Source organism: Paenibacillus canaveralius (assembly GCF_047238265.1).
In the GTDB taxonomy this organism is placed as follows: domain Bacteria; phylum Bacillota; class Bacilli; order Paenibacillales; family NBRC-103111; genus Paenibacillus_F.
The window spans coordinates 4,577,687-4,598,634 of record NZ_JBDFMM010000001.1 but is presented as its reverse complement, the minus strand read 5'-3'; the positions used below and the strand labels follow the sequence as shown (position 1 = coordinate 4,598,634).

Genomic DNA, 20,948 nt, shown 5'->3' with positions numbered 1-20,948 from the left:
GTACGGTAAGACAATAACTCACCGAGAGGGGATACGAAAGATGGGTTATTACGGAGGAGTAGGCGTAGGCTGTGGAAAACCCGTGGGCATAGGTACGAGCGCGGGTGCAATTCTGGTTCTGTTTATTCTGCTGGTTATCATTTCCCGCGCATTCCTGTACTAATTCTCTTATAAGTTCCGGCGGCCGGATCAACGGCGGTAAACGTTCATGAACAAACTCCAGGCTTTTTAGAGCCGGGGTTTGTTCTTTTTTTATGTGTTTTTTCCTTCCGAAACGTGTAAGTAAGGTGGAGGTCTTCAATAAGGCCCGCATTCCGACATTCAGGAGGTAACGCCATGTACAAGGATCTGGAAGGAAAGACGATTGTCATTACAGGAGCGTCCACGGGGATAGGAAGAGCGGCCGCCGTCCGTTTCGGCCAAGAGAAAGCGAATGTTCTGATCAATTATTTGAGCCACGAGGAAAGCATTCCCGCTTTGATCGAAGAAGTGGAAGGCGCGGGTGGCAGGGCGCTGGCGCTCCGGGGAGACGTGACGAAAGAAGAGGACGTGAAGAAGCTTGTCGAAGCCGCACACGAACATTTCGGGTCTTTGGACGTGATGATTAACAACGCTGGAATCGAGAATGAAGTCCCTTCTCAGGAACTGTCCGCCGACGATTGGCGCAAAGTGCTGGACGTGAACCTGACCGGGGCGTTTCTCGGCAGCCGGGAAGCTATTTCCTATATGCTGGAACATGAAATCAGAGGGGCCGTCATCAACATTTCAAGTGTGCACGAAATGATCCCGTGGCCCCATTTCGTCCATTATGCGGCGAGCAAGGGCGGTATCAAAATGATGACCGAAACGCTGGCGCTGGAATTCGCGCCCAAAGGGATCCGGGTGAACAATATCGGACCGGGGGCCATCAATACGCCCATCAACGAAACGAAATTCGCCGACGAGGAGGCGCGCGCCGGTGTGGAAGCCCTGATTCCGATGGGATATATCGGCAAACCGGAAGAGATTGCGGCCGTAGCCGCCTGGCTGGCATCGTCGGAGTCCAGCTATGTCACCGGCATTACGCTGTTTGCGGACGGAGGAATGACCAAGTATCCGTCGTTCCAGGGAGGAAAAGGCTGACAGAGAGAGGAGGGATTCACTTGAACAAAACGTGGTGGAAAGAAAGTGTCGTGTATCAAATTTATCCGTCCAGCTTCAAGGATTCGGACGGGGACGGCCGTGGAGACCTGCGCGGGATTATTTCCAAGCTTGATTATCTTGCGGAGCTGGGAGTCAACGTCCTCTGGCTGTGTCCCATTTACAGCTCGCCGGGTGCCGACAACGGCTATGATATCAGCGATTATTATGAAATTGATCCGCAGTACGGCACCATGGAGGATTTCGATGAGCTTCTTGCGGAAGCGCGCAAGCGCGGTCTGAAAATCATGATGGATCTTGTGCTGAACCATACCTCGGACGAGCATGCCTGGTTTAAAGAATCGCGCTCTTCCCGGGATAACCCCAAACGGGACTATTACATCTGGAGGCAGGGGGAAAAGGGACTTTTTCCGAACAACTGGGAGTCTTACTTCAGCGGAAGCGTTTGGGAGCACGACGCGGAGACGGACGAGTATTACATGCATCTGTATTCGAAGCATCAGCCCGACCTCAACTGGGAGAACGAGGCGATGGTCGATGAGCTGTTCCGGATGGTGCATTGGTGGCTCGGCAAAGGAGTCGACGGTTTCCGCTTCGATGCCATCGCTCATATCGTAAAAGCGCAGGGGCTGCCGGATGCCGATAATCCCAAGCATCTGCCCGTCGTGCAGGCTTATCAGCTTTTTTCCAATCTGGAGAAGGTACATACGCTGCTGCAAAAGCTTCATGACCAGGTGCTTTTCGATTATGACATCATGACGGTGGGCGAAACGTCCGGACTCGGTCCGGAGCAGGCACTGGAATACGTGGGGGACGAGCGCCACGAGCTGAACATGGTTTTCCAGTTCGAGCATATGAATCTGGATGCGGCTTCCGCCGGGACGGGCAAATGGGAGTCGAAGCCGTGGACCCTGCCGGAGCTGAAAAAGGTGATGAGCCGCTGGCAGACGGTCCTTCACGATAAAGGATGGAACGCCAACTATCTCGGCAATCACGATCAGCCCCGCCCCGTTTCGAGGTTCGGAAATGACGGCCGGTACCGGGTGGAGTCCGCCAAAATGCTGGCCACGTTTCTTCTGACGCTGGAGGGGACGCCGTATATTTTTCAAGGGGAAGAAATCGGCATGACCAATGTCGCGTTCGATCTGATCGGCGATTACCGCGATGTGGAAACGATCAATTACTACAAGCAGGCGGAGCTGCTCGGCAAACCCCAGGACGAAATCATGAAGGCCATCTGGAAAAAAAGCCGGGACAACGCCCGCACCCCCATGCAGTGGGACGGTACGGCTAACGCGGGGTTTACGACAGGGGAGCCGTGGATGAAGGTCAACCGGAACTACCGCGAGATTAACGCGGCCGCAGCGGCAGCCGATCCCGATTCCATCTACCACTATTACCGGAGCCTGATCGCGCTTCGCAGAAAGCACCCCGTCGCCGTATACGGCGAGTATAAGCTGCTGCTTCCGCTGGACACGGAAATTTATGCGTACACGCGGACGCTGGACGGGGAGAAGCTGCTGGTCGTGCTGAACTTTTTCGGCGGAACGCCGGAGTTTTCGTGGCCGGAGGAGCTGGGGGAGGGGAAGGACGCGGAGCTTCTGATTTCGAATTACGATCCCGTCTCCGGCGAAGATATCGGGGTCCTCAAGCTGCGGCCTTACGAAGCGAGGGTTTATCGGCTCGGCTGAGGTGACCGTTTTATCGGCATAGACAAGTTCTTTGACCGGATGTTATGATGAACAGAACACAATCGAATATGGTAAAAACAGGTGCGGAGCCCATTCGAACGGATCAGACAGTCCGTAAGAACAGGGTTTCGCTTAAAACGGGAAGTTCGGTGAAAGACCGACGCGGACCCGCCACTGTAAGGAGCTCCCCGCATTGCAGGGAAAAAATTTTTTCGGCATCAACGTCACTGGATTTATCCGGGAAGGCGCCGAAGAAAGCTCCGAGCCAGGAGACCTGCCTGTTTGAATAACACTAGATAACCTACGAGGATTTAGGGAGGTGTTGAGAACGGCTGAATCGCTGCCAGCAGCGGCTTGCCGGACCCGGGTCATACAAGACAGCCCGCGGACCGGCGGTCTGTACGGGTTGGAAGCATATGCGGGATTTTCCCGCTGAATGGCTCGAAAGTTCGAAGCATTTCTATCCAAGGAGGATGGAAATGCTTTTTTTTATGGCCCGGACGGGATGAAAAGGGGAACGGCGGGTATGCCGGAAGGCACCGACGTGTATATACAAAGGTCTGTCTGTAGAAAAGCCGGATCGAACGATAGCGGCTGCCGGGCGTAAGCGCCGCAGCTTTCTTTACAGCGAAGAGGAGGAATGGGAATGGCCGGTAAACTGCTTATCATCGGATTTGGCCCCGGAGACGAAGCCCATATTACAAAACGCGCACGCGAGGCGATTTCGGAAAGCGAAGTCATTATTGGCTATAACACTTACGTGGATCTGATCCGCAGCCTGATCGACGGCAAACAGGTCGTGCGTACGGGCATGACCGAGGAAGTAAGCCGCGCGCAGGAAGCCGTCAGACAGGCGGAGGCCGGACGCAAGGTAGCCGTCATATCGAGCGGCGATGCGGGTGTATACGGCATGGCGGGTCTCGTGTACGAGGTGCTGATCGAGAAAGGCTGGAAGCCCGACGGGGGAGTCGAGGTCGAAATCGTACCCGGCATCTCGGCCATCAACTCATGCGCTTCGCTGCTGGGAGCCCCCGTGATGCACGACGCGTGCACGATCAGCCTCAGCGATCACCTGACGCCTTGGGATCTCATCCGGCGCAGAGTCGAGGCGGCCGCATCCGCCGATTTCGTCATTGCGCTGTACAACCCTCGGAGCGGGAGGCGGACACGGCAGATCGTGGAGACGCAGCAGATTTTGCTGAAGCACCGCTCTCCGGATACCCCGGTAGGTATCGTCAAAAGCGCCTACCGCGACAGGGAGCACGTCGTGCTGACGACGCTTGCGGAGATGCTGGAGCATGACATCGGCATGCTCACCACGGTGATCATCGGCAACTCCGCGACCCGCAACTATGAAGGGCTCATGATTACGCCGCGGGGCTATCAGCGCAAGTATACGCTGGACAGCGATATCCAGCCCCTGCGTCCTCATGAGCGTCTTCGGCGGGAGGCCGAGCCGTGGGCTCTGGAGCAGGATGGGGAAACCGGCGCGGAAGACACGCCGGCCTTGGAGGGCAAGGAATCCGCTTGTGCCTCGGAGGAACAGTCCGATGCCGCTTTGCGGCCGGATGAAGCGCGGGACACCGGTCTGCCGTCCCTCTTCGACGAGGACGAATACGGGGACGACGGATACGGCGAATACAGCCCGGAAGCCGAGGGGACCGGCACGGCCGAAGACTACGGCCGCGAAGATTTGCCGGTCCGCACACAAGCGGCCGGCACACGCTCCGCGTACGATACGTCAGCGGTTACCGGGGAGTATGAGGACTCGGCGGTTGCCGTGGCGGTCCGTCCGCCTGCCGCACCCGCACGGTCTGCCGCTCCGACTGCTTTTGAGCTTGCGGAGGAAGCCCTCCGTCTCGTTACGGGCGAGCCCGGCGGGCCGGCTGCTTCCGCTTCCCCGAGCGGTTTTTTCCGTCAGCAGGCTATTCTCGAGTTCGCCGTCAGTCCCGGTCTTGCGAACAAAAACCTGACCGCCAAACAGCTGATGGTCCTCGCCGAGGCCGTCGGCGATAAAGGAACGATGGAGTATACCCCCCATCACCAGCTTCTCGTCAAGCTGCGGACCGACGATCCCGATACCGTGACGAAACGGCTTCGCGGCGAAGGGCTTCTGCTGGCTCCGGTCGGCGATGTGGTTCAGGTCAAAGCCTGCGACTTCTGCAATATGGACAAGGGGGACGCGGTGCCGTATGCGGAGGAACTTCACGATCTTCTGGGCGGGACGGCCGTACCCAAAGAGATGAAAATCGGCTTCAACGGCTGCGGAATGGCCTGCTACGGGGCGGTGAAGGAGGACATCGGCATCGTGTACCGCCGGGAGAAGTTCGATTTGTTCCTCGGCGGAAAGACCGTCGGCCGCAATGCCCACGCGGCGCAGCCCGTTGCGGAAGGCATCGAGCCGGACAAGCTGGTCGAGACCATCGAACGGATCGTCGCCAGATACCGGGACGAAGGGCACCCGAACGAACGGTTCCACAAGTTTTTTGCCCGCGTAAAAGAGCTGGAGGGCTACCGGCACCGGGAAGTCCCCGCTTTTCAAATCGAAAACGCTTTGTGCGGAGATTAACGATCATTCCTTAAATAAGAGGCTTTCATTTCAAATACAGGTATACAAAAAAGGAGGCAGAACCGATGGATGCGGTACTGTTTGTAGGTCACGGAAGCCGTGACGCGGAAGGAAACAGCGAGGTCCGGGCGTTTGTAAACCGGCTCGCCGAATCGATGGAACAGGGCATTATCGAAACCTGTTTTCTGGAGCTGGAAAAACCGACTATTTCGCAAGGCATACAAACCTGCGTCAACCGGGGAGCCACACGGATTGCGGTGGTGCCGATCATTTTATTTTCCGCCGGTCATGCCAAAATTCATATTCCGGGTGCCATTGACGAAGCGAAAGAGCGCTACCCGGGCGTGCAGTTCATTTATGGCCGGCCGATCGGCGTACATGAGGGCGTAGTCGACATCATGACGGCTAGATTGGGCGGAGCGGACCGTTTCCGCGAAGAGACGCCGGGAGACACCGCCGTGCTTGTTGTCGGACGCGGAAGCAGCGACCCCGATGCGAACAGCGAGCTGTTCAAGATTTCCCGTCTGCTTTGGGAAAAGCTTCAGGTTCCCTGGGTCGAAACGGCTTTTATCGGCGTAACGGCGCCGCTTCTGGAAAACGGCATTGAACGCTGCCTGAGATTGGGCGCGAAGAAAGTCATCGTGCTTCCGTATTTCCTTTTTACGGGAATTCTGATCAAACGGATGGAAGGCATGCTGCTCGACTTCTCTCTGCGCTACCCCGACTGCGCGTTCGAGATGACCGATTATTTCGGCCTGGACCCTATTCTTGGCGGCATTCTCCGCGATCGTGCGGGCGAGGCGCTTCAGGATGAGGTGAAAATGAACTGTGACATGTGTTCCTTCCGCCTGGAGGCGATGAAACATATCGATCATCACCATCATCACGACCATGACCATGACCACGGCCATGACCACCATCATGGGCATCATCACGATCATCATCACGATCACCATCACGACCACGAGCACGCGCATGAACATCATCATGATCATGAACATACGCACGCGCATGAACATACACACCATCACGAGCATGATCATGTTCACGGACATACTCACGATCATGAACATGCTCACGACCACGGGCAGCATGCGCACAGTCATGAGCATGCACAAGCCCATGCGCATGAAGCGCACGCGGACGACCTCCGTACCGCAGGCGAGGCCGGCGTTCCCGGCGGCGAAGCGGGGCAGCGGGCGGCGGCGTCAGAGCCTGTGCCGGGCCCCGTAGCGGCCGGCACGTCCGGCGGGGAGGGAGGACGATGATCCTCCTCCTGGCCGGAACGAGCGATGCCCGCGAGCTCGCGGTGCTGCTGGCGCAGGCCGGGCACCGCGTGCTGGCGACGGTCGTCACCGACAGCGCCGCCAAGAGCCTGACCGACGCGGGCATCGCCGCCGCCGTCGGACGCCTCGACGCCGAAGCGCTGGCGGCGCTCATCCGGCGCGAAGAGGTCTCGCTCGTCGTAGACGCGAGCCACCCCTTCGCCGAGGAAGCTTCGCGCAACGCCATGGCGGCGTCGAAAGCGGCGGCTGTGCCGTACGTCCGCTATGAACGGGAAGGGTCGGACCTGAGGGTCCGGCCCGGTATCGTGTTTGCGGACGATTACGCGCACGCCGCCGAGCTGGCGGCCGTTCGCGGCGGTGTGGTCATGCTGACGACGGGCAGCAAGACGCTGCATATTTTCGCCCGGCGCCTTGGCGGGCTGCCGGACGTAAGGCTCGTTGCCCGCATGCTTCCGCGCCTCGACAATATGGAGAAATGCGAGGAGCTGGGGGTCGAGCAGCGCAATATCGTGGCGATGCAGGGGCCTTTTTCCAAGGAGCTCAACAAAGCGCTTTATGCGCATTACGGCGTCACGCTGATGATTACCAAAGAAAGCGGAAAAGTCGGCGCGGTGGACGAGAAGCTGGAAGCGGCTCTGGAGATGGGCATCGAGACGATCGTCATCGGCCGTCCGGGCCTGGAATACGGCATTCATTTTTCCGATTATGAGGGCGTGCTTAAAGCGGCCGCCGATCTTTTGCAGGAGGTATCTTCCTAATGGACTTTCGTACCGAATTTAAACCGCTGACGGTTCAGCCGCAGGAAATCGAAGCGAAAAGCTTCGAGATGATTACGGAGGAGCTGGGCTCTCACGATTTTACCGAGGAGCAGTATCCGGTCGTACAGCGGGTCATTCACGCATCGGCCGATTTCGAGCTGGGCCGGAGCCTTGTTTTCCATCCCCGTGCAATAGAAGCCGGGATTGAAGCGATTCGGGCGGGACGTACGGTCGTAGCGGACGTTCAGATGGTGCAGGTGGGGATCAGCAAGCCCCGCATCGAGAAATTCGGCGGTAAAGTGAACGTCTATATCTCCGATCCCGATGTGATGGAAGAGGCCAAAAGGCTCAATACGACGCGCGCGATCATTTCGGTCCGCAAGGCGATCCGTGAAGCGGAAGGCGGAATTTTCGCCATCGGGAATGCTCCAACGGCTTTGCTTGAGCTGATCCGTCTCGTCAAGGAAGGCGAAGCGCGCCCGGGCCTTATCGTAGGCGTTCCGGTCGGTTTCGTTTCCGCGGCGGAATCCAAAGAAGAGCTACTGCAGCTCGACGTGCCGTTCATTACGAATATTGGCCGCAAGGGAGGCAGCCCGGTCGCGGTGGCGGCGGTCAACGCGCTGTCCCTGATGGCAGAGAAGCGGGGGTAAGCTTACGCCTATGGAAGAGCAGGCAGCCAAACCGCTCCGACACGGCTACACGACAGGCTCCTGTGCGGCCGCAACGGCCAAAGCGGCTCTGACCGCGCTGATCGAGCAGGAGCCGCAAAGCGAAGCGACGATCCGGCTGCCGATCGGGGAGGTCGTCACGTTTACGATGACGGCCTGCTCGGTCGGAGAGGACACGGCTTCGGCCGAGACGATCAAAGACGGGGGAGACGATCCCGACGCGACTCACGGCGCCAAGATTATTACCGAGGTGAAGTGGCTTTCGGAACCCGGTATCGTCATTGACGGCGGAATCGGAGTCGGACGGGTCACCAAACCCGGTCTGCCCGTTCCGGTCGGTGAGGCGGCGATCAACCCCGTTCCGCGCAAAATGATCCGGGAAGCGGTAGAAGACGTTCTGAACGTGTACGGTTCCGGCCGGGGCGTTCAGGTTGTCGTTTCCGTTCCGGACGGGGAAGAAATCGCGAAGAAAACATTGAACGGCCGTCTGGGGATTATCGGCGGCATTTCCATTCTGGGAACGCGGGGAACCGTCGTCCCTTTTTCCACGTCGGCCTACAAAGCGAGCGTGGCCCAGGCGATCCGGGTAGCCGTACGCTGCGGCTGCGAACACATCGTGCTCTCGACCGGAGGACGCTCGGAGAAGTTCGGCATCGACCTGTATCCGGAGCTCCCGGAAGAAGCTTTTGTGGAGATGGGGGACTTCGTCGGCTTCGCCTTGAAGCAGTGCCGCAATCAGGGCGTGAAGAAAATTACGCTCGTCGGCATGATGGGCAAGTTTTCCAAGCTGGCGCAGGGCGTCATGATGGTCCATTCCAAAAGCGCTCCCGTGGATTTCGGGTTTCTGGCCGAGCTGGCGGAAGCGGCCGGTGCGGATGAAGAGCTCGTCGGCGAGGTGCTTTCTGCCAACACCGCTTCCCAGGTCGGAGACCGCATGCAGGAGCTGGGGATGACGGCTTTTTTTGAGGAAATGAGCAGCCGCTGCTGTCGGGAAGGCTTGAAAGAAATGGGGCTCGATCGGGCGGCGCCGGAGAAGGACGGGACGGTCGCGATCGAAACGATTCTGATCTCGATGAAAGCCCAGCTTCTGGACCGGGCTGTTTTATACGGAAAGGGGAAAGAAGAGTGAGCAAACCCATTAAAGTGATCGGGATAGGGGACAACGGGGCGGAAAGCCTGCTGCCGGCCTACCGGCAGTGGATCGAGGACAGCGAGGTTCTGGTCGGAGGGGAGCGGCACCTGGCTTTTTTTCCGGATTACCGGGGGGAGAAGAAAGTGCTGAAAGGCGGCCTGTCGGCCATGACGGACGAGCTCGCGGCAGAGGAGCGGACGGTTGTCGTGCTGGCATCGGGCGATCCCTTGTTCTATGGCATCGGCTCTCTGCTTGCGCGTAAGCTCCGGGTAGAGCTGTACCCGTATCTGAGCTCGCTTCAGCTTGCATTCGCCCGGATGGGCGAGAGCTGGCAGGACGCGCACGTCGTATCCCTGCACGGCCGCAGCATCAAAGGGCTCGCGCAGCGCATCGACGGCAGGCCGAAGGTGGCGCTGCTGACGGACGAGCACAATACGCCGGCCGCTATCGCCGCTTATCTGCTCCAGTACGGCATGACCGAATACCGCGTTTTCGTAGCGGAAAACGCCGGGGGGGCCGCAGAGCGCACGGGCTGGTACGAGCTGGAGCAGCTTGCGCGTACGGAGTGCGCGCCGCTTAATCTCGTGGTGCTGAAGAGCACGGGCCCTTCTCCGGTATGGCCGCTCGGCATCCCCGACGAGCAGTTCGCCCAGCGCAAGCCCGACAAAGGGCTGATCACCAAACGCGAGGTGCGCGTCCTCAGTCTTACCCAGCTAGCTCTCCGTCCGGACAGCGTCGTGTGGGACATCGGCACCTGCACGGGCTCCGTTGCCATCGAGGCGGGAAGAATCGCCCGTGAGGGGGCGGTTTTTGCGATAGAGAAAAACGAGGGAGATCTCGCCAACTGTCATGAAAATGCGCGGCGTTTCCGGGTCGATCTTACGGCTGTGCACGGAAGGGCGCCTGAGGGGCTGGAGGCTTTTCCTGACCCCGATGCGATTTTTATCGGCGGCACCGGCGGAGAGATGAGGGAACTGCTGCGCCTTTGCGCTTCACGGCTGAGACCGGGGGGCCGCATTGTGCTTAATGCCGTGACCATTGAGAATTTAAGCGACGCGATGGGCGCTTTTGCCGAAGAAGGGATGCGCACGGATATTCAGCTTCTCCAGATTTCGCGGAGCAAGCCGATTTTACAGCTGACGCGGTTTGAAGCGCTGAATCCGGTCTATATCGTGACCGCTTCGAACATTCCCGAAGAAACTACGGACACATCCGACATATCTGAACATAAAGGAGACGCAGCCACATGAGCGAATATGCAGCAAGCGACACCCGGGCGGCGGGTGCAAGACAGCCTGAGGGCCGCGCGGAATCCGTAGGGGCAGGGACCCTGTACGGGCTCGGAGTTGGTCCGGGAGATCCGGAGCTTTTGACCGTTAAAGCGTTCCGCATTCTCAAGCAGTCCCCGGTTATCGCGTATCCGCGCAAAAAAAGCGGTGCCCAGAGCTATGCGCTTACGATCGCCGAAACCTACGTCGACACGACGGCGAAGGAAATGCTGGGGCTTACTTTTCCGATGACGAAAGACCGGGAAGCCCTTGAAAAAAGCTGGAACAAGACGGTTGATGCCGTGTGGGAACACCTGGCCGCCGGCCGGGACGTCGCTTTTCTGACAGAGGGCGATCCCATGCTTTACAGCACGTTTATTCATATGATGCGTTTTCTGAAGCAGCGTCATCCCGAAGCGAAAACCGTCTCGGTACCGGGAATTTCTTCCGTCAACGCTTCTGCATCCCGGCTCGGCATCCCGCTGGCCGACGGAGACGAGCGGATCGCCATCGTTCCGGCAACGGACGATTACACGGCAGTCCGGGAAGCGATCGAAGAGCACGACTGCGTCGTGTTTATCAAGGTCGCGAAAGTGATCGATCTTATGCTGCAGGTGCTCGGGGACCTCGGTCTCACGGACAAAGCGGCCGTTCTCACGAAAGTGACGTCCGCCGAAGAATCCGTCTGGCTGGACGTGCGGGAACTCCAGGGCCGGCAGCTTGAATATCTGACTTTAATGGTGGTGAGAAAATGAGCCGTGTAGTTATCATCGGTGCGGGTCCCGGAGATCCCGATCTGATCACGGTAAAAGGGCTGCGTCTGCTGCAGGAGGCCGATGTCGTCTTGTATACGGACTCGCTTGTTAACGACGACCTGATCGCGCGGGCCAAACCCGGGGCCGAAGTGCTCAAAAGCGCGGGCATGGAGCTGGACGAAATGGTCGCCCTTATGATTGAGCGGGTGCGGGAAGGAAAGCTTGTCGCGCGTGTTCATACGGGGGATCCTGCCGTATACGGAGCGATTATGGAACAGATGTCTCAGCTCAAAAAAGCCGGCGTTCCCGTTGAAATCATTCCGGGTGTAAGCTCGGTATTCGGCGCCGCCGCGGCGCTTCAGGCGGAACTTACGATTCCGGATCTCACCCAGACGCTTATTCTGACGCGGGCGGAGGGCAGAACGCCAGTGCCGGAAGCGGAGCAGCTCCGGGAGCTGGCCAAGCATCACTGCACCCTGGCCTTGTATTTAAGCGCAACTCTGGTCAAAAAGGTCGTCGGTGACCTGCTGGAGGCGGGCTGGAGCAAGGATACGCCGGTAGCCGTCGTCCAGAAAGCAACCTGGCCCGACGAGCTTATCGTCCGCACGACGGTGGAAAATCTGGAAGCGGATATGCGGAGCAACGGAATCCGCTCCCACGCGATGATTTTGGCGGGCTGGGCGCTGGACCCTCATATTCATGACAAGGATTACCGCTCCAAGCTGTATGACAAATCGTTTACGCACCGCTACCGCCGCGGGGTGAAACCATGATTTCCCTCCAGGAAGGAATCGTGCCGGAAATCCGGGTACGGTCCGATTATGCGGTAGTCGCCATCACGAAGCACGGAGTGGAGCTTGCCAGAAGCCTGCTCCGCTCATTCGGCGGCGTGGACGTTTATTACATGAGCAAGTTCGCGCGCGGGGATGAGGACGTTGTCTCTCCCGGAGGCACGGAGCGTGTATCTTCCGCGGGTGCAGCCGAATCCGGGGCCGCGGGCTCCGGCGGGGTTGGAGCGAAAGCACCGGCCTCGGCGGAAGCCGCAGATGCGGCAGTATCCGCGGCTTCCGCCGCAATCGGGACTGCACCCGCGACGGCCGGCAGCCTTTACTCGGGCATCCAGCTCTTCGAAGGCAGCGTCAGGATGCTGTTTCCGGCGCTATTTCCCGCGTACAAAGGGATTATCTGCATCATCTCGCTCGGCGCGGTCGTGCGCATGATTGCTCCGCTGCTGCAGGACAAGAAGAAAGACCCGGGCATCGTCGTGATCGACGATAAAGGGGAGCATGTCATCAGCGTGCTGTCCGGACATTTGGGCGGCGCCAATGAGCTGACCCGTGAAATCGCCGCCGCGATGGGGGCCCGCGCGGTCATCACGACCGCTTCGGATGTCCAGAAAACGATCGCCGTCGACTTGTTCGGCCGGCGGTTCGGCTGGGAGTGGGAGTCCGCCGACAAACTGACCCCGGTCAGCGCTTCGGTAGTCAACGAGGAGCAGGTCGCCGTCGTCAACGAATCGGGGGAGCCGGGCTGGTGGACGCTGGACACTCCCGTCCCGCCTAACATAACCAGCTACGGCAGTGTCCGTGAGGCGCTGGCAGCGGCGCCGCATGCGGCGCTCGTCGTCACGCACCGGCTGCTTGCGGAGGACGAGCGGGCGATTCTGAGCAATGGCGTCCTTTACCGGCCGAAGGTAATCGTACTCGGCATCGGCTGCAACCGGGGAACGCCGGCTGAAGAGATCGAGGAAGTGATCGCCTCCACGATGGCGGAGTTGGCTTTCTCGATCCGCAGCGTGAAGACGGTATGCACCATTAACCTGAAGGCGGATGAGGAAGGGCTCTTGGCGGTCTGCGGCAAGTACGGCTGGCCTTTGGTCACTTATACGCCGGAGGAGCTGAACGAGATGCCGATGGATCAGCCGTCCTCTACGGTGTTCAAATATACGGGCGCCTACGGAGTCAGCGAGCCTGCCGTCAAAAGATTCATCGGCGGCTCCGCATCCTTGGCCCTTGTGAAGAAAAAATCCGGCAACGTAACCATTTCAGTCGGTATTCAGCCGTTCACCGGGGAGCTTCCACTGTGAGCGTGAGCAATCGGCAGGTGGACGCAGCGGCATGCGGCATATGCAAAGAGAGGGGCGAGGGGCAGAAATGACTGCTGAGCACGAAAAAGAACCGGGGATCCTCTCCGGAACGAAGGAAGCCTCCGCGGCGGATTTTGTCCCGGATGCGGGCCGTCCGGTCGTCAGCCGGGCTAAGCGGCTCCTCATCGCCGGAACGGGCAGCGGGGTAGGCAAGACGACGGTCACGATCGGCATTATGGCCGCATTGAAGGCGAGAGGCTTGTCCGTGCAAGGCTTCAAATGCGGTCCGGATTATATCGATCCGACCTATCACACCGCGGTAACGGGCCGCCAGTCCCGGAACCTGGACAGCTGGATGCTGCCGGCGGACACCGTGCGCGAAATTTACTGCCGGGCGTCTGCGGACGCCGATATCGCCGTCATCGAAGGCGTAATGGGTTTTTATGACGGCAAAAACCCCAAAACGAACGAAGGAAGCTCGGCCGAAATCAGCCTGCTGCTACAGTGCCCCGTCATTCTGGTCGTGAACTGCAAAAGCATGGCGCGCAGCGCGGCCGCGATCGTGAAGGGGTTCCAGCTTCTGGACCCGCGCGTCAAGATCGCCGGAGTTTTCGCCAATCTGGTCGGCAGCGAGGGGCATTACCGGATCGTGCGGGACGCTATCGAGCAGGAGTGCGGGGTTCCGGTAATCGGCTATATGCTGCGGGACGAGAACCTGGCGATGCCCGAGCGTCATCTCGGGCTGGTCCCGTCCATCGGACGGGGCGAGCTGTCGCCGTTCTTCTCGCAACTGGCCGAACGCGTTTCCGCCCATACGGATCTGGAGCGTTTGCTGCAGGCAGCCGTTACGGAGCCGCTGGAGGCGCCTGCCCGGATTTTCCGGCCGCAGGAAGCGGACGGAGGCGGCGAGGCGTCAAAAGCGGCAGAGATACATCCAGGGCGTTCGGATGGGGATAGGGATGTGGCTGGAGCCGGAGCCCCCGGCACAGACCGACCGCCTGTCCCGCTAGTGCGTATCGCGGTGGCCAAGGACGCGGCCTTCCACTTCTACTACCCGGAGAATCTGGAGCTGCTTCAGGCTTACGGGGCGGAGCTTGTTTATTTCTCCCCGCTTGCCGGAGAGGAGTTGCCCCAAGGGATGGACGGACTTTACCTTGGCGGGGGCTTCCCCGAGGAATTTGCCGAGCGTCTGGCAGGGCTTCACGAGATGAAGCGGTCTATTGCCGAGGCCATCGGAGCGGGGCTGCCGACCTTGGCGGAATGCGGCGGGTACATGTTCCTGACGGACGCGATCGTGGATACCGCCGGCAGGCGGTACCCGATGCTGGGCCTCGTTCCGGGAACCGTGACCATGCAGACCAAGCTTGCGGCACTCGGGTACAGGGAAGCGACGGGGACCGAAGGAAATTTCCTGCTCGGTCCGGGCGATACGGCGAGAGGGCACGAATTTCACTATTCCGTATTCGAGCCTGCGCCGTCCGCTGCGCTCCCGCCCGCTTACAAAACCAAAGGAATGCGCGGATCGAAGGAAGAGGGAGCACTTAGCGGTAGCCTCATATCGGGGTACACCCATCTTCATTTCGCTTCCAATCCGGACATGCCGCGCAGATGGATCGAGAAATGCCTTCACTTCCGCAAAATGAGGGAGGGCCGGATAACATGAAAGTTAAATCGACTACGGAGGTGCAAACCATATGACTACAGCCGCTGCATCTATTCTGGACCTGCTGCACAGAAGGCGGGCCGTGCGCGGATATACCGGACAACCCGTTGAGGAAGAAGCTGTCCGGACGCTTCTGCAAGCCGCCGTCAGCGCTCCCAACGACAGACTCAGGGAGCCTTGGCATTTCTACGTCATCCGGGGGGAAGCCAAAGCACGCTACGAGGCTGCGGCCGAAGCTTTTCTGACGGAAAGATTTCCGACCAAGCCGCATCTGGTGGAAGAAACGATGAAGGCCGTCAAAGGCGTGCCGCTCGTCATCGTCGTTACGTCCGACGTGATTCCGGGCGACGAACCGTCCAGCCGCGACAACGAATATGCGGCCGCCTGCGCGATTTACGGCATGTGGCTCACGGCCGAGGAATTGGGGCTGGGTCTTGTTTGGCGCACCCGCGGGGTTGGGCTCGTCCATGACGGGCGCATGCATGAATTTATTGGTTCGCCCGAGAACCGGAAGGTCGTCGGGACTCTTTTTATCGGCCACCCGGCAGAGCCCGCGAAACCTACGGCAAGAACCCCGTATGAGGAGAAAACGACCTGGATGTAGTTTCAGGCTGCCGTTGACTTTAAGAGCAAACGGGGTATAATAAATAAAAATCAATGCAGTTAACGCGAAGACGGGAACAAGTAAGCGGCATACGTTCCGTTCAGAGAGCCGGTGGGTGGTGTGAACCGGCGGAACATGCAGGCCGAATGGATCCCCGAGCTTAAAGTGGAACGGAAAGCGGGACTATGCGATGTCTCCGGAACCAGCTGCTTTTTTCAAAGCCGCAGGAGCCTTTCCCAGTATACGGAAACGGTTTTTCTCCCCGTTATCGGAGACGAAGGTTTGTTCTTTTTGCGGTGCGTGACGGATTCAGATCCGGTACTTGCAAGCGGACAAACGAATAAGGGTGGCACCGCGGTCTCTCGTCCCTTCGACGAGAGGCCTTTTTTGCGTTCGTTTTTCCAGTTCCAATACCAAATTCGATTCACTCAGGAGGTTTTTGTTATGAAACGTGTACTCTCAGGCATTCAGCCGAGCGGTCAATTGACTCTCGGCAACTATATCGGGGCGCTCCGCAACTTTGTAAAGCTCCAGAACGAGCATTCCTGTTATTTCATGATTGTGGATCTTCATGCCATCACGGTTCCCCAGGACCCGGCCGCTCTGAAAGAACAGACGGAGTCGGTAGCCGCTCTTTACCTGGCTTGCGGAATCGATCCCGCCAAAGCCAGCGTGTTTCTGCAGTCCTCGGTTAAGGAACATGCCGAGCTGGGATGGCTCCTGACGACGCTGACTTACATCGGCGAGCTGGAACGGATGACCCAGTTCAAAGACAAGTCGGCGGGTAAGGAGTCCGTCGGCGCCGGATTGTTCACGTATCCTTCGCTTATGGCGGCGGATATCCTGCTGTATAACGCGGACCTCGTACCGGTAGGCGATGACCAGAAGCAGCATCTGGAGCTTACGCGCGATCTTGCGGCCCGGTTTAACCACCGCTACGGGGATACGTTCACGATTCCGGAACCGTACATTCCCGAAGTAGGCGCTCGCATCATGTCGCTGGACGATGCTTCCAAGAAAATGAGCAAGAGCAATCCGAACCCGGGCAGCTACATCGCTATGCTGGATGATCCTTCGGTAATCCGCAAAAAGTTAAGCCGCGCCGTGACGGACTCGGGCCGCGAAGTGAAGTTCGATCCCAAGAACAAGCCGGAAGTGAGCAATCTCCTGGGCATTTATTCCCAATGTGCGGATATGACCGTTGCCGAGGTAGAAGCGAAATATGAAGGCCAAGGCTACGGCGCTTTTAAGAAAGATCTTGCCGAAGTCGTGGTCGAAGCGCTGGAACCGATTCAGAAGCGTTACCGCGAGATCCGTGAATCCGGAGAGCTTTACGATGTGCTCCGCAAGGGGGCGGCCGAAGCTTCGGAGCTTGCGGGAGAAACGGTCAAGCGGGTGAAAGAACGGATGGGCTTTGTTCTTCTGTAAGCATCCGCTTTACGGTCCGTGAATTAGCACGTATAAAAAAAGCGCCGCAGCGGCGCTTCGGGTTATTGTTTTCCCGAGGCTTCCCGCTTGCGGCGCATTTTTGCTTTTGTAACGAAACCGAATCCCATAAAACCGATGGACAAGACGATAAACAGCACGACCAGCAGCGGTTCCCTCAGGGCGATGGCGAAGCTGATGCCCGCCAGAAGTAGAGTGCCGATAACGGCGAAAAGTAGTGCGAGTCCGCGACTCATTGAAAATCCCCTGCTTTCAAAGTTTTTTATTTGCGGTGCGTATAGAATTCTTCAACCGTCACATACTATCTTTGCAAGCTTGCAAATACATCAAGAATCTTAACTGACCGAAAGGAGTCTGATCCCAATGGGAACTGGACAATCTCGCAGCAGCAACGTACTGGTAGTACCTCAAGCTAACCAAGCTTTGGAACAATTGAAATATGAGGTCGCTCAAGAACTCGGCATTCAAATTCCTCAAGACGGTTACTACGGCTACATGGCTACTCGTGACACTGGCGCGATCGGTGGACACATCACTCGTCGTCTGGTGCAAATCGCCGAGCAGCAGCTGGCAGGTCAAGGCCGCTAATCTTGCGGAAACTGTAATACGCAGTCTTCATATGAGCCCGAGGGACTTGTTCCTCGGGCTTTGCCATGTGAATTTCGAAGCTGCGGACACGGCAAAACCGCGCCTTCATCGGCGCGGAAGTGACCGTCGTCATGCAATACATTCGATACGTTCTTACATAAGTTGTTGTTCGGAATTGTGCCGGGTCCCGCTTTAATAGCTGTCCACGCGGAGCCTCTTTTGGAGCCGGTCGTCGCTGAGCCAGCCGATATAGGAATCAAGGGGCTTGTAGCTGTGGTCCATCAGCAGCACCGCCACGAACGGATACTGCTTGCGGTGCCGGTACCTTACATCGCTCCATCTTACTTCATAACCCCAAGGCTTTTCAATCACCTGCGCGCACGCATGGCCCGAGAAATAAAGGAAAGCCTGGATGTCCTTGTGGCTTTTGGACGCTTCCGCCGCCGGATGAATGTCGCATTTGACCTGATCGATCCACCGGAGGTTCCCTTTGCGCAGGTCCCCGAGCGTGTACAGGCCATCTTCGCCCTGCTTGACCACATTCCATGCGGTTAAACTATAGGTGGGAATGGCCATATATTTATCCCCGGCTTTGTGTGAGGGGTCCTGGATCGGCAGTTTCTTCTCCACGAGATAGTGGGCGAGAGTCCGCCATACGTAATAGAGAGCGATCAGCCCGTACAGCACAGGGAAAATCAATGTGGGTTCCGCGGCATGCACGGCCCACAGAAATATCGCGACAAGGTGTGCGGTAAAAATGAACGGATCGAAAATGTGGATAATGTTCCACGATATCCATTTCTGGTTAAAAGGCCGGAAGGCCTGCGTTCCGTACGTGTTGAACAAATCGGTAAAGACATGGAACGCCACGGCGATCAAAACCCACATCCCCAGATGCAGGACGGGCACTCCCCGGAATATAAGGGCGAGAATCCCCGTGATCAGCAGGGTCCAAAGCGCGACGAACGGCAGGGAATGGGAAATCCCGCGGTGATTGCGGATATAGACGGCATTGTTCTTGAATCTGAGCAGGGTATCGAAATCCGGAGCCTGCGAGCCCAATACGGTCCCGATGAAAACAGCGGTCATGACCGAAGGGTTGGAGGCTACCACCGGATCCACCATGGATAAACCGGCGAGGCCGAAGCCGATGACTAAATGGGTTCCCGTATCCACTGGCTCTCCTCCTAAGCTGGAATTGTCTTTGACGGTATATTATAGTTTACCATGTTCAGTGTGAATTTAAATCAAGCGGAGGGGAAAAATGAGTAAAGTTTTTGTTGAATACGCTATCCTGCCGGAATCACGCGAAGCTTACCTGTCCTTTATGCGGGAGAGACTCCGGGAGAACGGGCAGCTCTCCTTATTGGAAGGGACAGACCAGCCTAACTTGTTCGTGGAGATATGGACTCCCGTTTCCCCTGACGAATATACTCACATGCGGGAAGTCCGTCTCGGGAGCGGAGATCCGGTATGGGGATCTGTGCATCCCTGGATCAAAGGCGGGCGGGAAAAGCTGCACATCTGGCATTTCCGGTCCATCGGTCCCGATGAATAGAAGGCCGCTCCTGCTACTTTTCATTAACCTTTAATAACCGGTTAGAACCTGCAAAGCCTGTGGCTTAAGCGAAATAAAGCTGCCGGGCACGAGGAAAGCCCCGGCAGTCTGCCGGGGCTTCATCCTGTCTCCGTTAACGGGGCTGAATCGGCGTGTTGAAGTAGTTCAGCGGCTCGTCGAACGTCGCGTAATCGAGGTTCACCATCAGCAGCAGAAAGCGCATGCCCGTTTTGGGATCGCTGATGATGATGTGGTCGCGGCCCGCCGCTTCCACGACGCCGCGGAAAATTTTCGCGTTCCATTCCTTGTTGTTCTCATACGTCATGTAAAAGGTGCCGACTTTGCCCAGGTTGAGCCGCAAAATATTCTCGATGTACGACTCTTCCAGGGGAAGCTGGCTCGTTCCACCCGGCGGGGGCACCTGACCGGGACCGGGAAAGGACGGATAACCGGGAAACTGCGTACCGGGATATTGGCTTCCGGGGTACTGGGATCCGGGGTAGGACGGATAGCCGCCCTGAGCGGACCCGGGGTAAGACGGGTAGCCGCCCTGCGAGGAGCCGGGATAAGACGGGTAAGTCGTATAACCGGGAGCTGCTGTCGTACCGTTCGATTTGCTGCCTGGGTTTGAACTGATCGTCATGGGAGTACACCCTCCTTGTAATGCCCATTAAATTCGCTTTTGCGCCGGCTTTTGCCGGATGGGCGTTTTTCCTTACTTAGCATATGGGCTAGGCGCTTGTCTCGTGACACAAAAAAAACCTTGAGCCGGCACAAGGCCGTATTCAAGGTTATTCATAAGGGCTACTCCGCGGCGAGAATGAATTTGTATCCGACTCCCCACACGGTTTTGATGTATTTGGGATCTTTGGGATCGACTTCGATCTTTTTGCGCAAATTTGCGATATGTACATCAATGGCCCGTTCCGTTACGAACGAATCAATGCCCCTGATCCGGTTAAGCAGACTCTTCGCGGCTGAACACTTTCCCTTCGTGGAGCCAGAGCAGTTTAATAAGTTCAAATTCGGAAAAAGTAGTCTCCACAGGCGCATGGTTGACGTATAAACAGCGCTTGTCGGTATCCACATGGATGGACGGGGGAGCCTCCCGCACCGCCGGAGCGGATTTGGCCTGTACGATTTGAGACCGTCTGAGCAGAGCCTGAATTCTGGCGGAAAGTTCCCGCATGCTGAAAGGTTTGCATAAATAATCGTCGGCGCCGATCAGCAGGGCTTTTACGCGGTCGGACACATCGTTCTTCGCAGAAACCATGAGGATAGGCAAGGAAGATAGACTGCGGATATCGGCGCACAGCTTCATCCCGTCGGAATCGGGGAGCATGATATCGAGTACGATCAGGTCAGGTTCGAATTCCTTGAATAGCCGGAGCCCCGACCCGCCGTCCGAAGCGCGTTTTACCGTATACCCGTCCTCCACCAGGTAAATCGACATCATATCCCCAATGCTGTTATCGTCCTCAATGATCAGAATGCTCGACATTAAGGGGGACCCTCCTTGCATGAGGTTGATGAAAATTGTTAGGAAAATGTTTAGGAATCTAAAACTTTTTTAACTGCTTTCTTTAATTTTCCTAAAACGATTAATTTATCTATAACTATACTAAATCCGTTTTGTGTCGTCTAGGAAAGAATTCGTCGGAGACGCGGCGGGTCGGTCTGTCCGAATTCGACAATATGATGACAACTCATGCCATTACATTGTCAAACGTTGTCCT

General features: G+C 57.6%; 20 protein-coding genes, 1 pseudogene and 1 riboswitch. Of the genes and pseudogenes, 17 read left to right on the top strand and 4 right to left on the bottom strand.

What is annotated here, in order from left to right:
* The first annotated feature begins 40 nt into the window (after window positions 1–40).
* The 15 genes from ABC395_RS20785 (at window position 41) to trpS (ending at window position 17,048) form a co-directional block, all read left to right on the top strand.
* Window positions 41–163 (top strand): YjcZ family sporulation protein, encoded by a 123-nt coding sequence (locus ABC395_RS20785; protein ID WP_413005776.1) that lies wholly within the window; start codon window positions 41–43, stop codon window positions 161–163.
* Between the two features lie 173 nt (window positions 164–336).
* Entirely contained in the window at window positions 337–1,122 is a 786-nt protein-coding gene (locus ABC395_RS20780) for a glucose-1-dehydrogenase (protein ID WP_413005775.1), read from the top strand.
* A 20-nt stretch (window positions 1,123–1,142) separates the two neighbouring features.
* Window positions 1,143–2,831 (top strand): glycoside hydrolase family 13 protein, encoded by a 1,689-nt coding sequence (locus tag ABC395_RS20775; protein WP_413005774.1) that lies wholly within the window; start codon window positions 1,143–1,145, stop codon window positions 2,829–2,831.
* 92 nt (window positions 2,832–2,923) lie between these two features.
* A riboswitch (cobalamin riboswitch) is annotated at window positions 2,924–3,127 on the top strand.
* Between the two features lie 350 nt (window positions 3,128–3,477).
* Entirely contained in the window at window positions 3,478–5,400 is a 1,923-nt protein-coding gene (gene cobJ, locus ABC395_RS20770) for a precorrin-3B C(17)-methyltransferase (RefSeq protein WP_413005773.1), read from the top strand.
* Window positions 5,401–5,465: 65 nt separating this feature from the next.
* Window positions 5,466–6,668 carry a sirohydrochlorin chelatase gene (locus tag ABC395_RS20765; RefSeq protein WP_413005772.1) on the top strand — a complete coding sequence of 401 codons (1,203 nt, stop codon included), beginning with the start codon at window positions 5,466–5,468 and terminating at the stop codon, window positions 6,666–6,668.
* A complete protein-coding gene (gene cobK, locus ABC395_RS20760) occupies window positions 6,665–7,444 on the top strand; it encodes a precorrin-6A reductase (RefSeq protein ID WP_413005771.1) in 780 nt (259 codons plus the stop codon). The genes ABC395_RS20765 and cobK overlap by 4 nt, the downstream gene beginning before the upstream one ends.
* Complete coding sequence (locus ABC395_RS20755; protein ID WP_009673181.1) at window positions 7,444–8,094, top strand: precorrin-8X methylmutase; 651 nt, start codon at window positions 7,444–7,446, stop codon at window positions 8,092–8,094. Before cobK ends, ABC395_RS20755 begins: the two co-directional genes overlap by 1 nt.
* A 10-nt stretch (window positions 8,095–8,104) precedes the next feature.
* Complete coding sequence (locus ABC395_RS20750; protein ID WP_413005770.1) at window positions 8,105–9,241, top strand: cobalt-precorrin-5B (C(1))-methyltransferase; 1,137 nt, start codon at window positions 8,105–8,107, stop codon at window positions 9,239–9,241.
* Window positions 9,238–10,494, top strand: a complete 1,257-nt coding sequence (gene cbiE, locus ABC395_RS20745; protein WP_413005769.1) for a precorrin-6y C5,15-methyltransferase (decarboxylating) subunit CbiE — start codon at window positions 9,238–9,240, stop codon at window positions 10,492–10,494. The genes ABC395_RS20750 and cbiE overlap by 4 nt, the downstream gene beginning before the upstream one ends.
* A complete protein-coding gene (gene cobI / locus ABC395_RS20740; RefSeq protein ID WP_413005768.1) occupies window positions 10,491–11,267 on the top strand; it encodes a precorrin-2 C(20)-methyltransferase in 777 nt (258 codons plus the stop codon). Before cbiE ends, cobI begins: the two co-directional genes overlap by 4 nt.
* A complete protein-coding gene (cobM, locus tag ABC395_RS20735) occupies window positions 11,264–12,040 on the top strand; it encodes a precorrin-4 C(11)-methyltransferase (RefSeq protein ID WP_413005767.1) in 777 nt (258 codons plus the stop codon). Before cobI ends, cobM begins: the two co-directional genes overlap by 4 nt.
* Window positions 12,037–13,353 (top strand): cobalt-precorrin 5A hydrolase, encoded by a 1,317-nt coding sequence (locus tag ABC395_RS20730; protein WP_413005766.1) that lies wholly within the window; start codon window positions 12,037–12,039, stop codon window positions 13,351–13,353. The genes cobM and ABC395_RS20730 overlap by 4 nt, the downstream gene beginning before the upstream one ends.
* Window positions 13,354–13,420: 67 nt before the next feature.
* Window positions 13,421–15,016 carry a cobyrinic acid a,c-diamide synthase CobB gene (locus tag ABC395_RS20725; RefSeq protein ID WP_413005765.1) on the top strand — a complete coding sequence of 532 codons (1,596 nt, stop codon included), beginning with the start codon at window positions 13,421–13,423 and terminating at the stop codon, window positions 15,014–15,016.
* Window positions 15,017–15,047: 31 nt separating this feature from the next.
* The gene (locus ABC395_RS20720; protein WP_413005764.1) at window positions 15,048–15,620 is read left to right on the top strand and encodes a nitroreductase family protein; all 573 of its coding nucleotides are present in this window, start codon (window positions 15,048–15,050) and stop codon (window positions 15,618–15,620) included.
* Between the two features lie 444 nt (window positions 15,621–16,064).
* Window positions 16,065–17,048 carry a tryptophan--tRNA ligase gene (gene trpS / locus ABC395_RS20715; protein ID WP_413005763.1) on the top strand — a complete coding sequence of 328 codons (984 nt, stop codon included), beginning with the start codon at window positions 16,065–16,067 and terminating at the stop codon, window positions 17,046–17,048.
* 62 nt (window positions 17,049–17,110) lie between these two features.
* On the opposite strand, the gene ABC395_RS20710 is transcribed toward trpS, so the two are convergent.
* Entirely contained in the window at window positions 17,111–17,302 is a 192-nt protein-coding gene (locus ABC395_RS20710) for a DUF5325 family protein (RefSeq protein WP_413005762.1), read from the bottom strand.
* A 127-nt stretch (window positions 17,303–17,429) separates the two neighbouring features.
* Between ABC395_RS20710 and ABC395_RS20705 the strand changes: the two genes are divergently transcribed.
* Window positions 17,430–17,654, top strand: a complete 225-nt coding sequence (locus ABC395_RS20705; protein ID WP_042233503.1) for an alpha/beta-type small acid-soluble spore protein — start codon at window positions 17,430–17,432, stop codon at window positions 17,652–17,654.
* Window positions 17,655–17,846: 192 nt separating this feature from the next.
* On the opposite strand, the gene ABC395_RS20700 is transcribed toward ABC395_RS20705, so the two are convergent.
* Entirely contained in the window at window positions 17,847–18,830 is a 984-nt protein-coding gene (locus ABC395_RS20700) for a metal-dependent hydrolase (RefSeq protein WP_103995896.1), read from the bottom strand.
* 88 nt (window positions 18,831–18,918) lie between these two features.
* Between ABC395_RS20700 and ABC395_RS20695 the strand changes: the two genes are divergently transcribed.
* Window positions 18,919–19,212, top strand: coding sequence for a hypothetical protein (locus ABC395_RS20695; RefSeq protein ID WP_413005761.1), 294 nt, complete (start codon window positions 18,919–18,921; stop codon window positions 19,210–19,212).
* Window positions 19,213–19,345: 133 nt separating this feature from the next.
* Here ABC395_RS20695 and gerQ read toward each other — a convergent pair whose 3' ends face one another.
* Together gerQ and ABC395_RS20685 are read right to left on the bottom strand one after the other, a co-directional pair.
* Complete coding sequence (gene gerQ / locus ABC395_RS20690) at window positions 19,346–19,855, bottom strand: spore coat protein GerQ (RefSeq protein ID WP_413005760.1); 510 nt, start codon at window positions 19,853–19,855, stop codon at window positions 19,346–19,348.
* 161 nt (window positions 19,856–20,016) lie between these two features.
* A pseudogene (locus ABC395_RS20685) lies at window positions 20,017–20,713 on the bottom strand (response regulator transcription factor).
* Window positions 20,714–20,948 lie beyond the last annotated feature (235 nt).

Bases quoted from the DNA above. Each gene is read 5' to 3' on its own strand.
- ABC395_RS20785 (WP_413005776.1), top strand. From the start codon at position 41: ATGGGTTATTACGGAGGAGTAGGCGTAGGCTGTGGAAAACCCGTGGGC.
- ABC395_RS20780 (WP_413005775.1), top strand. From the start codon at position 337: ATGTACAAGGATCTGGAAGGAAAGACGATTGTCATTACAGGAGCGTCC.
- cobJ (WP_413005773.1), top strand. From the start codon at position 3,478: ATGGCCGGTAAACTGCTTATCATCGGATTTGGCCCCGGAGACGAAGCC.
- ABC395_RS20765 (WP_413005772.1), top strand. From the start codon at position 5,466: ATGGATGCGGTACTGTTTGTAGGTCACGGAAGCCGTGACGCGGAAGGA.
- cobK (WP_413005771.1), top strand. From the start codon at position 6,665: ATGATCCTCCTCCTGGCCGGAACGAGCGATGCCCGCGAGCTCGCGGTG.
- ABC395_RS20755 (WP_009673181.1), top strand. From the start codon at position 7,444: ATGGACTTTCGTACCGAATTTAAACCGCTGACGGTTCAGCCGCAGGAA.
- ABC395_RS20750 (WP_413005770.1), top strand. From the start codon at position 8,105: ATGGAAGAGCAGGCAGCCAAACCGCTCCGACACGGCTACACGACAGGC.
- cobI (WP_413005768.1), top strand. From the start codon at position 10,491: ATGAGCGAATATGCAGCAAGCGACACCCGGGCGGCGGGTGCAAGACAG.
- cobM (WP_413005767.1), top strand. From the start codon at position 11,264: ATGAGCCGTGTAGTTATCATCGGTGCGGGTCCCGGAGATCCCGATCTG.
- ABC395_RS20730 (WP_413005766.1), top strand. From the start codon at position 12,037: ATGATTTCCCTCCAGGAAGGAATCGTGCCGGAAATCCGGGTACGGTCC.
- ABC395_RS20725 (WP_413005765.1), top strand. From the start codon at position 13,421: ATGACTGCTGAGCACGAAAAAGAACCGGGGATCCTCTCCGGAACGAAG.
- ABC395_RS20720 (WP_413005764.1), top strand. From the start codon at position 15,048: ATGACTACAGCCGCTGCATCTATTCTGGACCTGCTGCACAGAAGGCGG.
- trpS (WP_413005763.1), top strand. From the start codon at position 16,065: ATGAAACGTGTACTCTCAGGCATTCAGCCGAGCGGTCAATTGACTCTC.
- ABC395_RS20710 (WP_413005762.1), bottom strand. From the start codon at position 17,302: ATGAGTCGCGGACTCGCACTACTTTTCGCCGTTATCGGCACTCTACTT.
- ABC395_RS20705 (WP_042233503.1), top strand. From the start codon at position 17,430: ATGGGAACTGGACAATCTCGCAGCAGCAACGTACTGGTAGTACCTCAA.
- ABC395_RS20695 (WP_413005761.1), top strand. From the start codon at position 18,919: ATGAGTAAAGTTTTTGTTGAATACGCTATCCTGCCGGAATCACGCGAA.
- gerQ (WP_413005760.1), bottom strand. From the start codon at position 19,855: ATGACGATCAGTTCAAACCCAGGCAGCAAATCGAACGGTACGACAGCA.